Genomic DNA, 12,837 nt, shown 5'->3' with positions numbered 1-12,837 from the left:
TGATTACCGCCGTGACAACGATAATTAATATACCAGCCACCCTAGGTAATTGTCAACAAAACTTTGCAAAGTTTTTCAACTTTTTTTAAAAACTGTACAATCAGATACATAGTTAGGCGATTGTATCTATAGTTCCGAATAAACAAGGCTATTTTCTCTTATAAAGATCATGTTGTCATCTAGATAAAGTATATTACGAAGAATTTACTTTTTTTAAAATTGCTTTCTAATTCTTCACATTAATACAACTGGCTGATAAAATTTACAACGAATTAAATAATTTAAATTAAAGGAGACCGTAATGGGATTTTTAATCGACTTCATTTTACATATTGATGCTCATATTATTCAAATCGTGAACACATTCGGTAACTGGTCGTACATTTTATTATTTCTAGTTATCTTTATTGAAACCGGGGCAGTTATTCTGCCTTTTCTTCCTGGTGACTCACTACTTTTTGCTGCAGCAGCTCTTTCGGCTAATCCACAATACCATTTAAGTATTGAAGTTTTCATTTTTACTTTTTTGGTTGCTTGTATTGGTGGCGACTCATTAAACTTTTTAATTGGTAGTCGCCTATCAAAAACCTTATCTAAACATCGGTGGTTTAATAAACTAATCGATCAAAAAAGTCTTCATAAAACTGAAAAATTTTTTGAACGACACGGTGCCCCTGCCATCATTCTTGCACGTTACATGCCAATTATTAGAACGTTTGCGCCATTTGCAGCTGCCGGATCAGGGTTCCCCTATGATCGTTTTATAAAGTATAATCTAATTGCCTGTTTCTCATGGGTATGTATCTGTTGCGGAGCCGGATACTTCTTTGGTAATCTCCCATTTGTTCAGGAACATTTCTCTTTTATCATCATTGCAATTATTGTTGTCACACTAATTCCAGCAGTTGTTGGTGCTATTAAATCAAAATTATCTTCTTCTGACGAAGAGCTTGATTAAATTTTTAGTGACATCGATTATAATTGTAATCAAAATAACTACCGTTAATAGCCAAATCATGAGATATTTAATAAAAAAATGTTCATCTAAAAGCAAAATAATCGGATCAGTTTTAGAATTAAAAACCCAATTATGATTCGTAAAAACAATCTCATGGAGCCACAAAAAACTATCCGGGAAACTTATTAAGAATAAGCCAACCATTATTACGATTAACAACAGGATTTGCTTAAAAAGAGGTATCAGACGCCAAAGCTGATACCTCTTTTTTTCGTAGCAAAATAGTAAAACCGCTAAAACCAGCAAGCAAAGCGTCATGCGTCCGCCAATCTGAACGATCCGATGGACATCAGCAAAATGCTGACTTGCCTGAGGCGACGTTGCTAAATGTTCAAATATAAATTCCTTCTTTGAATCACTGATTAAATATCTAACTAATCGATCATAGTCATCTAAAACTTGCTTCCTGCTAATCCCCTCAAAATTTTGTGGGATCTTCAAAATCATATCTGAACTTAGTAGTAAAAAATAAAAGCTTATACCAATTGCTGCTAATGAACTTGTAACAGTAGTGGCCATTGCCAGTAACTCGTCTTTTAGTTCAACCCATTTTCCATTCATCAAGCGAATTAACCTCATAAGTAGGCTTCACTGCCTCTTTCATTACTTCTTTTCTTGTCGATAAGCCTGTATAAACAAGTAAAGTGTCCATTCCGATATTAATCCCTGCACTAATATCAGTATGATAATTGTCACCAACCATAATTACTTGATCCTTCGTTAGATTAAACTTTCGTAAAGCCATCTGCATAATTATTTTTTCCGGCTTCCCAATCATCACTGGATGAACTTGAGTCGCATATTCAACTAATGCCACCAATGATCCTGCTCCAGGTACCATTCCACGTTCGTTAGGCAAATTACTATCAGCATTTGTTCCAATAAATTTTGCACCATTTCGAATTGCCAATACTGCCTTTTCAAATTTATTGTAAGTTACTGCAGTATCTAATCCTACCACTACATAATCCGGGTGGTCATCTACCAATTGGAATTGACGCTTTCGAAGAGCATTTGCTAATCCACTCTCACCGATCATATATATTCGACGATGACTTCCGGCAATTGAGTTTAAATAATCAGCAGTTGCTAATGCGGTTGTGTAAACATTTTCTGCAGTCACCTTAATATCATGATTTTTTACCAAATTATTGGCTACAAATTCTGGTGTCCGAGTACTATTATTTGTTACAAAAACAACCCGTTTCTGATTAATTTGCAAGCGGCGAATAAATCGTGCGGCTGCCGGTATTTGCTTTTTACCCTTATATACTGTTCCATCTAGATCAATAAAGTATGCTAAATAATCTTTCTTCAATTTATCCCTCACTGCGTTTTTTGATCACAAAATGACGTTTCCCTCTTTGTTGAACGCTTTTCACTTCTTGATGATGACGGTTTTTCAGATTTGGTGACGTTAATTTTTCTCTTTTTTCGTGAAATGGACGCTGGTGGTGTCCTCTTCCGCGACGTCGCCTTTTTTTGCGTCGTGGAACATTAACCTCTTCATTTTTCAAGACAAAATAATCACATCCAAAGTTGCACTGCTCATATAAATAATCCTGAAGCGTTTCAATTCCTCGCTCCGGTCGATACAATGGATTCTCTTTGTCGTAGAACCCCCGGAGACGTAACTGATCATATCCCCAGTCACCAAGGATATAGTCATACTTACTTAAAATCATGCTAAAGCGATCAGTAAATCGTTCTAAATCAAACGATTGATGATTATCTTCAACGATGGCGTACGAATGCTTGTTAATAATAAAATGGGTAGAATCAACCATCGCTGAATGAAAGGTTCCCTTTCGTTCCATTATGCGTTGATCAATGTAATCCTGAATTTTTGCCCTATTCACTACTTTTTTCTCCTACTTTATCTTATCCTTAACTAATCTAGCAGCTTTTTCTTTCGCAATTTGTTCAACTTCACGTAATAATATTGGCGTCCCAAATGGTTGTTGATGATCTAAAAAAGCTAATTCCGGTGCATCAACTCCAACATTAATGTTATTGGCGCTCGGTACCATATAATGATGAATATGACCATGTAAATTTAAAATTTGCGGTGCAATCCCCATCATCATTGGATAATGTGTCATATACAACTGTTGATGGTTATATTTAATTAATTTTCCTACATCATGAAATTCAAATTTCAATTGTCCATCAACCTCGTAATTATGACCTGCTAAATATTTAAAAAGGCCACGGCGATCATGATTCCCCTTAATTAGAACCAATCGGCCATGAAGCTGTTGCAACAGTTCAAATACCTGTTGGTCACCAACCCGTGGTGGTTTAGTGTAATTAACTGCAATATCCCCCAAATGATACACCAGGTCTTTATTAGTTACTCGTGCATTCCAATTTTGAATAATTACTTTATTCATCTGGTCTACAGATTCAAATGGACGCGGTGCGAAATTGTCAACCCCCAATAAATGCTCATCAAAAAAATGAGTATCTGCAATAACATACATCATTTTTATCACAATCCTTATTCTATAGTTTAATTATTAAACAAAAAAGAGACTGAGTCTACCCTCAACCTCTTGATCATCGGTTATTTAGATTATTTGCGCAACCGTTCAATATCTTTTACAATCATTAACTCTTCATTCGTTGGTATCAAAAGAACTTTAATTTTAGCATCTGAGGATGAAATATCTCGTTCTACACCGCGCACATCATTCTTTTGTGGATCAACTCCAACACCAAAGAATGATAGTCGGTCAGCAATTGTTTGGCGGAATTCTTTATCGTTTTCACCAACTCCAGCCGTAAATACAATTGCATCTGCTCCATTTAATTCAGCAAGATATGAACCAATATATTTCACAACCGTGTTTTCATCAATATCCAGAGCCAATTGGGCACGTTGATTACCTTCATCCGCAGCTTTTTGAACATCCCGCATATCACTTGAAACACCAGAGATTCCTAATAAGCCAGATTTATGGTTCAAAATATCAATCATTTCATCGCTATTAATATTTAACTTATGCTCCATGAAATTAACTAATGAAGGGTCAACATCTCCAGAACGAGTTGCCATTGTAATACCGGCTAATGGAGAAAAGCCCATTGAAGTATCAAATGACTTGCCATCTTTAATTGCGGTAATTGATGCACCAGCACCAAGGTGACAAGTAATCAGCTTGAGTTCATTTAATGGCTTACCAAGCATTTTTGCGGCTCGTTGAGCAACATAGCGGTGACTAGTTCCATGAGCACCATAGCGACGAGCCCCGTACTTTTCATACCATTCATAAGGAACACTATATAAAGCATTCATCTTTGGCATGTCTGAATGGAAGGAAGTATCAAAGACTGCAACTGCAAATGCATCTGGCAAAACCTTTTTAAAGGCTTTAATCCCTTCCAGTTCGGCGGGATTATGTAATGGTGCATATTCTGATAATTCGTCAATTTTCTTCATTACCTCATCATCAATTACCGCAGAATCTTTAAAGAATTCACCGCCGGCAACAATTCGGTGACCAACTGCAGTAATTTCATCATAGGTTTTCACAATTTTCAACGAGATTAGTTGATCAAGAAGGTATTGAACTGCTTCCCCGTGGTCTGCAAATTTACGATCATCTTCATGGACGTTTCCATCACCAAACTTAATCTTTGCGTGACCAGCATCCATTCCAATTCGCTCAATTAATCCTTCAGCAACCACATCCTCACTTGGCATATCAAACAGCTTAAACTTAACCGTTGAGCTTCCGGCATTGACTGCAATTGTTTTTGACATTTTATTATCTCCTTATCTGTTCAAACTACTCTTAACCCACTGATTAATTTCCATCATAAAGTTACGGAAAGCACGTTGCTCCTTTAGTGAAGGAAATGATCCTAACAATACCTGTTCAGCTTGACTCGCACTACCACCATGGTTTTGCAAAATCAAAATTGATTTTCGCCCCTCCTGACTGTTAAACATATCAGCAGGAAGATTAACAAAGCCTTGCAAAAAAGCAACCGAATGGATCCAATTAACAAAAGTTTGTGATTCTTTAGTTTGAAATAAATCACTTGGTACTACAAAGAAGGCAAAGCCTCCTGGTAGCAAATAATTCATTGTCTGTTCAATCAACAAATGATGGACATATGAATGACCCTTCTCTGCTCTCGTTTGGTAATTTTTAGCGTTCTCATCCAGCGGATAGTATCCAACTGGTAAGTCAGCAACTGCCAAATCAACTTGGGGAATATCTAAATTAGAGATTGCATCTTGATGAAAAAGCTGAATTGGTAACCTTTGTAATTGTGATCCAACACTAGCTACAGCTAACATCGATTCATCATTATCAATTCCATAAGCTTGGACTGGCTGATTAATACTTTCAGCCAAGCGATTGATAACGGTGTCGATTAGGTTTCCTGTCCCCACTACCGGATCCAAAATCGAGTAAGAGTGATCAAGCTTAACCACTCGTTCAATTAAGTACGCAATCAACATACCAATCGTGTCTGGAGTCATCTGATAGTTAGGCTGAATTGTATCCTTTTGAATAACCTTTAGCAAGCTTAACTGGAGAAGACGACGAATTGTTTCAGGCTTTTGATCATATAAATTAAGTGCAGAATATATCTTTTCTAACTCAATCACTGTCTGTGACTTTGGTAGATCATCTTCTACTCGGACCTTACCACCGTCAACAATATTTTCCGCATTCTCTAAAAAAGCATCCAGGTACGAACAATTTAAATCAGCTTGTATTAATTCTGTAGCACGATCAAATTGTTTGAACAGTTGCTCTGGTGTCTTTAACATTCCGACCCAACGCTCCTTTCTCTGGATCAATTCACAATGTTAAGTTTACCTACTACTAATCAGAAATTCAAGCTCACTCAAATAATAACTTTGATCTTCTCACCAGACTTTAAAGTTACGAGCCATTCACTTTGTGAAATTTGTTTTGTCCGTCCACAATTAAATTTGCTCCCTTGAGAGTCAGACAATCTAGCCATGCTTTCTGCCATTAGTCGATCCATTAACCGCTGATTGATGATTGCTTGGCGCTGATAATAATGATTATAGTAAGTCATCGTCCCACAAATCATCACTAGAACGATTATTACCATTAGCATTGCACTACCGCTTCTCTTTAAAGCTAACTTTGGCATGTTGTACTTCCCCGTTTTTTAGTTTGCATGTTACTGCGACCGAATTGGCACCATCCGTTTCAAAATGTAAACTATTAGGTTGATAATTGACTAAAATGGGTAAATAGCCACCTTGCTCAGCCTTGAAGTACACGGCCTTTTTACCTCCTTGTACTATATAGTGATCATTACGGAATGGGCTGGTGAGAATCAAAGATTGATCAGTCACTTCTAACAACTGAAAGCTATAGTCTGGGTCTTCTAGTCTTTCTAAAAACAGATACCAATCTGTTTTATCTTTCAATGAGTTACTATGCAACTTTCCTAAAAAAGGAATAGTCATCTGAACTAGCCCAAAAATCATCACCAAAACCAATAAGCTAATGATGCATTCTATGATTGTAAAGCCACGTTTTCTTAACATTTACAGATCTCCAAAATTACTCGACCGTGTTTAACTACACGAAGATCACCACGCCTTCTTTTTATTTGGTAACCTGCTTGATGAATACATTTCCCTGTTGATAACGTTTCCTTACAAAGTCTGGCAGCTACTAATCGTTCTTCCATCATCGACTTTTGGGTAACTATTGACCGAGTCGTAGTGATAAGAAAAGTTACCCCGATAATCAAAATACCAAACGCTAACAAATTTTCACCCAACAGAAAACCGTTTCTTTTCAATTCGATAACCTCCTCCCGCCATTTGAATTCGTATTAAAACCTCTTGATGATTTAATAAATCAATAAACTCCCACGTTCCTGGCTGAATATAACCACTGCTCTTCATTACCCGTGAAGGTGCGTTTTGGACACGTAATTGCTCAGGAACTTTAATCGTGCGTTCATGATTAGTAGAAATGAAAATAACCTCGCGCGTTTTTGGATCATAAAAAATATCTGTTGGTTGATGACTAGTCATTGAAGTAGTCTGACTAAATTGCCATTCTTGTCGCAACTCACGCCAAAATTGCTCATGTTGCCACTTCTGAAATCCATTCATCAATGGTGGTGTTGTGGTTAACAATATCATTCCGATAATTCCTAATACAATCACCATTTCAACAAGAGTAAATCCGGCTCGTTTCACTCTTTAACCACCTGGCCATTCCTAAATTTTAAATGGTTCTGTTGGGCAGCTTTTACCTGTGTAACTGTAAGGTAATGTTTTCCGTAGAGTTGCTGCAAACTAGTTGGTAACTGACCCGTTTCGTTTGCATATAGATCAGCCTGAGTTTGAATTACGTTCATCATCGCTCGTTGATGAACTTTGGAAGCGTTTTGACGTTGCTTCGTCAGATTAGGAATCATAATTAATATTAGTAAGCTAATAATAAACAATACAATTGACATCTCTAAAAGGGTAAAACCTGAGCGTTGTTTTTTCATTGGACCACCTGAATATTTTGATAGATTGGTAACATGACTTGCAAATAAAGAATCAAAATCACCAGTGCAATTAGTAGATATAAGATCGGTTGTAATAACGTTAACCGTTGCTCACAGCGATAAATCAGTTTTTTAAATAATTGATCAGCTAAAGCATTGACCCGTCGTCCAAGTTGCTGGCTTGACAACTCCTGTTGAATTAAGACCGCAAGTTGATCGGGTATAAATACGTTTTGACGAATAAGTATTATCGCAGATTCGCCTTGGCTAATCAGTTGTTCTAGTTGAAGACTTAAATGATATAGTAACGAATTACGATTAAACAGTTGACAAGTTTGAATTATCCCTTGAATAGAAATACCTTCTTCTAAAAAAAGCGCCAAATTTCTGCAAATATAAAAAGCATAGTAATTACGAAATAATGATCCAATTATTGGTAGACAGCATTGTTGTTTTACTTGCTCCAGTCGATTACTCCGGTGATAATGCCAAAATCGTAGTCCAAGCATTACTCCGCTACCACTAATTATGCTTACTAACGGTGGTATACAGATATTCCACAGTTGATGGCTATTTTCGTTTTGCAGTTGATTCAACTGTGGAAAAACAAACAGATATAACCCAACAACCATTACAGTTAACATCATAAGTAATACTAACGGGTATTCTAATAAGTGTCTTAATTTTTTAGCTTGTTCATTTCGCATTTTAAGGAAACGATAGTAATGTTCAATGGTTTTAGTCATTTTGCCATGACGCTCCGCCAATAAAAAAAGGTAATACGTATCAGTTGAGACTAATTTAACAATCGCTTGTGCGAACAATTCGCCACTAGCTAGTTGCTTCTGGATCGGTTGCAAAGTTTGTTGCCACTGTGGATATAAAACCATTGAAAACTCAATCGCATCACGTAAGGAAAATCCTGTCTTTAATAATTCCATTAGTACTGCAAACCATTGTTGCAATTGGTAAGGACTAAGCTTATCCTTGCCAAAACGCTTGAGCAGTTGTTGATGTGATCTTCCCTTCTTTAACTGCCGTCTGTAATATTTTCTTCCATTGTTCACCAATATCACTTCCTTGATTTTTTTGTAATTCGATTAAAGTTTTTAAATCGAACAACACCCCTTTCTCCTGGTGATTACTTAATGGAATCAATCGCTGGTAACATGCACCGCGTAATGCTTGATCGATATAATATTGCTCAATTCCTAATTGTTTTAATCTGGGAATTACTCCACCAGCACTTTTGGCGTGAATTGTGGCTAATACAAGGTGTCCACTAAGTGACGCTTCAATCACCGTTTGGGCAGTGATTGGATCACGAATTTCACCAATTATTAAAACCTGCGGTCGATGTCGTAAGGCCAGACGAAGTAATTCTTGATATCCCATACCCGCGATGTTATTCACTTGCAATTGGATAAACGTATCTTCAACAACTTCTACTGGATCTTCAATCGTTAAAACAACGGATTGCTGATACTGGTCTTTTGCTAATCGATACATTGTGGTCGTTTTTCCGGATCCCATTGGACCGGCAAATAGTACCAAGCCAGCTCTTGACGCCATTTGCTTTAGTTCATTCCATTGCGCTTCTTTTAACATTTGATATTTCAATTGTTTTAATGGATAAATAAAGCGCAACACTAATGATTCAGTTCCGCGAAAATCACCAACCGTTGATAGTCGAATATTAATTAACTCTTTTCCAAATTTCCACTGCCATGCACCACTTTGTGGGCGTCGGTGTTCGCTAACCGTCATATTTGCCTGATACTTCAAGTAGGCAATTATCTTTCGTCCATCCTCACAGGATAGTTGATTAATTTTGATAATTCCTTGATTGCTTTGCCCAAGAATTTGCATGTTAGCGCCAACTAACAACAAGTAAACATCTGTACAAGTTCTTTGATAAACAACCTTAAATAATTGTTGGACATATTTTTCTGGATTCATGTTCCCCCTCCTCAATATATAAAGACGGTAAAATGCGCTAAAAATATTTAAAAAGCCTGGCAATTTTAAAAATTTGCCAGGCTTTAACGATTATAATGTAATAATTCTTGTAAAAAATCCTCCTTGGTAAATGTACCAGGAGGATAATCGATCAATTATTATTGAATTAGTTTTCTTCGTCTTCGGCAATGAAACCTGCTTCATAAATATCCGCAACATCATCGTTGTTTTGAAGTTCTTCAATTAAATGACGATATTGGCCAACCTTATCACTTGGCACTTCCGTCTTATTTTCAGGAATCATCGTTACTTCAGCTGTATCCAAATCATAGCCCTTTTCTTGGAGAGCATCACGAACACTCGTCATTGCACTTGGATCTGTAAAAATTTGGAACTTTTCATCAGTTGCCTTCATGTCATCAGCACCTGCATCTAACGCATCCATTAACATGTCGTCTTCACTCTTGTCCAAGCCATCACGCAGAATTTCAATTAAACCTTGACGGTTAAACATATATGAAACTGATCCACTTGCACCTAAAGACCCGCCAGAGTGAGTAAACGCGGACCGCACGGCAGCGGCAGTCCGATTCTTGTTATCAGTAAGGCAAAAGACCATCACAGCAACACCACCAGGACCATATCCTTCATAAGTGGTCTCCTCAAAGTTAGCGCCACCAGCGCCAGTCGCCTTGTCGATGGCCCGTTGAATGTTTTGCTTAGGCATGTTTGCAGCCCGCGCTTTATCCATCACCAGACGTAATTGAGGGTTGTTGTCGGGATCAGGGTCACCTGCTTTAGCGGCTTGGTATAAGTCACGAGAAATTTTTTGAAAGATTTTACCACGCTTAGCATCTTGGGCGTTCTTCCGTCCTTGAATGTTATGCCATTTTGAATGTCCTGACATGAACTAACTCCTCTTTTCTATTTATAATACGTAAACATTAAAATTTTACCAAAAGCATTTTGATAATTCAAGCTCTTCCCCGTTTGAAAAATAAACCGATTATAAAAAGTAATACTGCAATAATGATATCGATACATACCATTTGCCAGCCAATTTTCAAAATCGAGCGACTGACTTGCATAATGGACGATGAAAACGAAGCGTAACTACTTGCATAATTAGCTGGTTTAATTAAAGAAAGTACCCCGACACTAACAATACCACTAATTAACGTCATCCAACGAAAGTCGGCCACAATTGACTTTGTAACCATGCCACGAACTGCAAGCAAGACTAGGATAATAATGCTAGTTACTAATCCGATAATGGTGATAGTTCGTGCTACATGAATGTCATTTTCTAACTTAGCCACATCTTTAGTATTTAATCGGTTATTTAAAATCGACGCTAACTGATTACTAATCGAAGAAGTCGGTACACTGTTAACCAAAGATGATGAAATTCCATACTTTGATAAAGTATTGCCAGCCCGATTTTGGATTGAATTAACCACATCACTGGTATTCAATTGAATTGGTTCATCTTGATATACTTGATGGATTGCCTGTTTCAGTAACTTATTTGTCTGATCAGTTGTTACAATCCTCCCTTGAATTCCATAACTTGAAAGATTAGCATTAATATCATTTTGCACTTCGTTAGCCAGACTAGAGTTTACCAGCTCCTTAGTCATAAAGCGCTCATTTAAAACTGTCGTCTGGGCAAGCGAGCAAAATAATAAAATGATCAACGCAATGGTGCCCACCAACCTAGTTACCCAATGATGACTTTGCACTGGCATTCCTGATTGTTTAGCATCACGCAACTGTTTCCTAGACGGCACATTTATCACCTTACTTAGTGGATTGTCGGTGTACAAATCCATGTTGCAGAATTACGTTACTGTTTTCATCCTGTTCTGCATCAGCTTCAGCAGTTTCTTTGTCTTCTGACATCAGCTTCGTTAGCAAACGCATTGAAACAGCGCCAATATCATAAAGCGGTAACGTCACACTACTCATCATCGGTCGAGTTACTGTTGCTAACTTAGTATCGTTTCCAGTAATAATCTCAAAATCATTTGGAACAACTACGCCATGGTCACTTAAGCCATTTAGCAATCCTGCTGCAATGCTATCATCACTGGAGAATGCCGCTGTCGCACCGGACTTGATAATTTTTTCTGCCAAAGCATACCCTTCATCATAAGAATCATGGGCTTCAAAAATTAACTGATCATCATATTTCTGACCAGCGCTACTCAATGCATTGCGGTAGCCTGGAATTCGCTGTTGATTGTTAATGGTACTATTCTTGCTTCCAATAACAAGTGCTACCCTTTGATTATTTTTAAGTAATTTGGCTACTGCTTCCGCTGTTGCCTTTTGATAATCAATCCTTACTGCGGGTAATTCTTCATCATTGGTAACTGAACCAGCAACTACGACTGGAACTGTTGAATTTTTAAATTCCTGTCGTAATTCTTCACTAATATCATGACCCATGAAGATAATACCATCCACTTGTTTAGCAAACATGCTTCGTACAACTTGCAATGCTCTCTTATCATCAGCATCCGAATTAGTCAAAATCATATTATACTTATACATCGTTGCAATATCATCGATGCCAAGTGCTAATTCAGCAAAATAATCATTGGTAATGTCTGGAATTACTACCCCAACTGTCGTCGTCTTTTTACTTGCTAAGCCACGCGCAACAGCGTTTGGTCGATAGTTAAGTTTTTTAATCACTTCTAAGACTTTTTTCCTCGTGTCAGGTTTGACATTTGGATTACCGTTCACTACCCGAGAAACTGTTGCCATAGAAACATGTGCTTCATTGGCAACTGTATAAATGGTAATTGTTTGTTTTTCCATAATATAAGCCCTTTCTTCTTTGATATGACTTGTTTTCATACCTTTTCATTAATGCAATATACCAAAAATTTACCCAAACTTCAAACTTTCTCCATTACTAAAAAAGGTGGCAAATCGCCACCCTTTTTGAAACTTTTATTTATTAGTTGTTTGATCAATGATGATATCATCATTATCATCATTTTTGGAATTTTCCAACGCTTCTCGAATATCAGCGGTTTGTTCATCAAAATCATCACTAACAAAATGACTAGTAAATTTTTCCTTTTGGTCATTCACTACATCTTTAAAGTCATTAACCTTGTTGGCTGCACTATCACCATAGTCATGTAGCATAGCATCTGCGATATCAAGGGCATTTAACGTATAATCGGTGACCACATCCATTGCGGTGTAGACACTATCAGATACCTTTGTTTTAATTTGTTGTTGCTGTTTTTCATCCAAGGATGCCCAGGCAGCTAGACCTGCAATACTACCAAATGCAATCCCGGTTAAAAATTTTTTACCCATTGTAAAGTCCT

The 12,837-nt window shown here is 37.3% G+C and carries 17 protein-coding genes; 1 reads left to right on the top strand and 16 read right to left on the bottom strand.

What is annotated here, in order from left to right; genetic code table 11:
* Positions 1-301 precede the first annotated feature (301 nt).
* Positions 302-958, top strand: a complete 657-nt coding sequence (locus tag Q0C76_RS03975) for a VTT domain-containing protein (RefSeq protein WP_295729983.1) — start codon at positions 302-304, stop codon at positions 956-958.
* On the opposite strand, the gene Q0C76_RS03970 is transcribed toward Q0C76_RS03975, so the two are convergent.
* From Q0C76_RS03970 to Q0C76_RS03895, 16 genes are all read right to left on the bottom strand, one after another.
* The gene (locus Q0C76_RS03970; protein WP_295730003.1) at positions 929-1,579 is read right to left on the bottom strand and encodes a TIGR01906 family membrane protein; all 651 of its coding nucleotides are present in this window, start codon (positions 1,577-1,579) and stop codon (positions 929-931) included. The genes Q0C76_RS03975 and Q0C76_RS03970 overlap by 30 nt on opposite strands.
* Positions 1,560-2,336 carry a TIGR01457 family HAD-type hydrolase gene (locus tag Q0C76_RS03965; protein WP_295729981.1) on the bottom strand — a complete coding sequence of 259 codons (777 nt, stop codon included), beginning with the start codon at positions 2,334-2,336 and terminating at the stop codon, positions 1,560-1,562. Before Q0C76_RS03965 ends, Q0C76_RS03970 begins: the two co-directional genes overlap by 20 nt.
* Position 2,337: 1 nt before the next feature.
* A complete protein-coding gene (locus tag Q0C76_RS03960; protein ID WP_295729979.1) occupies positions 2,338-2,877 on the bottom strand; it encodes a YutD family protein in 540 nt (179 codons plus the stop codon).
* Positions 2,878-2,889: 12 nt separating this feature from the next.
* Positions 2,890-3,504 (bottom strand): metallophosphoesterase, encoded by a 615-nt coding sequence (locus tag Q0C76_RS03955; protein WP_295729976.1) that lies wholly within the window; start codon positions 3,502-3,504, stop codon positions 2,890-2,892.
* 89 nt (positions 3,505-3,593) lie between these two features.
* Complete coding sequence (locus Q0C76_RS03950; RefSeq protein ID WP_295729973.1) at positions 3,594-4,784, bottom strand: acetate/propionate family kinase; 1,191 nt, start codon at positions 4,782-4,784, stop codon at positions 3,594-3,596.
* Between the two features lie 12 nt (positions 4,785-4,796).
* Positions 4,797-5,807, bottom strand: coding sequence for a class I SAM-dependent methyltransferase (locus Q0C76_RS03945; protein WP_295729970.1), 1,011 nt, complete (start codon positions 5,805-5,807; stop codon positions 4,797-4,799).
* Positions 5,808-5,884: 77 nt separating this feature from the next.
* Positions 5,885-6,160 (bottom strand): hypothetical protein, encoded by a 276-nt coding sequence (locus Q0C76_RS03940; protein WP_295729967.1) that lies wholly within the window; start codon positions 6,158-6,160, stop codon positions 5,885-5,887.
* Positions 6,129-6,563, bottom strand: coding sequence for a prepilin-type N-terminal cleavage/methylation domain-containing protein (locus tag Q0C76_RS03935; RefSeq protein WP_295729965.1), 435 nt, complete (start codon positions 6,561-6,563; stop codon positions 6,129-6,131). The genes Q0C76_RS03940 and Q0C76_RS03935 overlap by 32 nt, the downstream gene beginning before the upstream one ends.
* A 231-nt stretch (positions 6,564-6,794) precedes the next feature.
* Complete coding sequence (locus tag Q0C76_RS03930; RefSeq protein ID WP_295729962.1) at positions 6,795-7,229, bottom strand: type II secretion system protein; 435 nt, start codon at positions 7,227-7,229, stop codon at positions 6,795-6,797.
* On the bottom strand, positions 7,226-7,528 hold the full coding sequence (gene comGC / locus Q0C76_RS03925; RefSeq protein ID WP_295729959.1) for a competence type IV pilus major pilin ComGC: 303 nt from the start codon (positions 7,526-7,528) through the stop codon (positions 7,226-7,228). Before comGC ends, Q0C76_RS03930 begins: the two co-directional genes overlap by 4 nt.
* Positions 7,525-8,595 carry a type II secretion system F family protein gene (locus Q0C76_RS03920; RefSeq protein ID WP_295729956.1) on the bottom strand — a complete coding sequence of 357 codons (1,071 nt, stop codon included), beginning with the start codon at positions 8,593-8,595 and terminating at the stop codon, positions 7,525-7,527. The genes comGC and Q0C76_RS03920 overlap by 4 nt, the downstream gene beginning before the upstream one ends.
* Positions 8,510-9,487 carry a competence type IV pilus ATPase ComGA gene (gene comGA / locus Q0C76_RS03915; RefSeq protein ID WP_295729953.1) on the bottom strand — a complete coding sequence of 326 codons (978 nt, stop codon included), beginning with the start codon at positions 9,485-9,487 and terminating at the stop codon, positions 8,510-8,512. The genes Q0C76_RS03920 and comGA overlap by 86 nt, the downstream gene beginning before the upstream one ends.
* 166 nt (positions 9,488-9,653) lie before the next feature.
* A complete protein-coding gene (locus Q0C76_RS03910) occupies positions 9,654-10,394 on the bottom strand; it encodes a YebC/PmpR family DNA-binding transcriptional regulator (RefSeq protein WP_295729950.1) in 741 nt (246 codons plus the stop codon).
* 67 nt (positions 10,395-10,461) lie between these two features.
* Positions 10,462-11,277, bottom strand: a complete 816-nt coding sequence (locus Q0C76_RS03905; RefSeq protein ID WP_295729949.1) for a hypothetical protein — start codon at positions 11,275-11,277, stop codon at positions 10,462-10,464.
* Positions 11,278-11,287: 10 nt separating this feature from the next.
* Positions 11,288-12,313 (bottom strand): catabolite control protein A, encoded by a 1,026-nt coding sequence (gene ccpA / locus Q0C76_RS03900; RefSeq protein ID WP_295729947.1) that lies wholly within the window; start codon positions 12,311-12,313, stop codon positions 11,288-11,290.
* Between the two features lie 135 nt (positions 12,314-12,448).
* Complete coding sequence (locus tag Q0C76_RS03895; protein ID WP_295729945.1) at positions 12,449-12,826, bottom strand: hypothetical protein; 378 nt, start codon at positions 12,824-12,826, stop codon at positions 12,449-12,451.
* Between the last annotated feature and the right edge of the window lie 11 nt (positions 12,827-12,837).

The organism is uncultured Limosilactobacillus sp., from assembly GCF_934202705.1.
Taxonomy (GTDB): Bacteria; Bacillota; Bacilli; order Lactobacillales; family Lactobacillaceae; genus Limosilactobacillus.
This window is presented reverse-complemented; position numbering and strand designations above follow the sequence as displayed.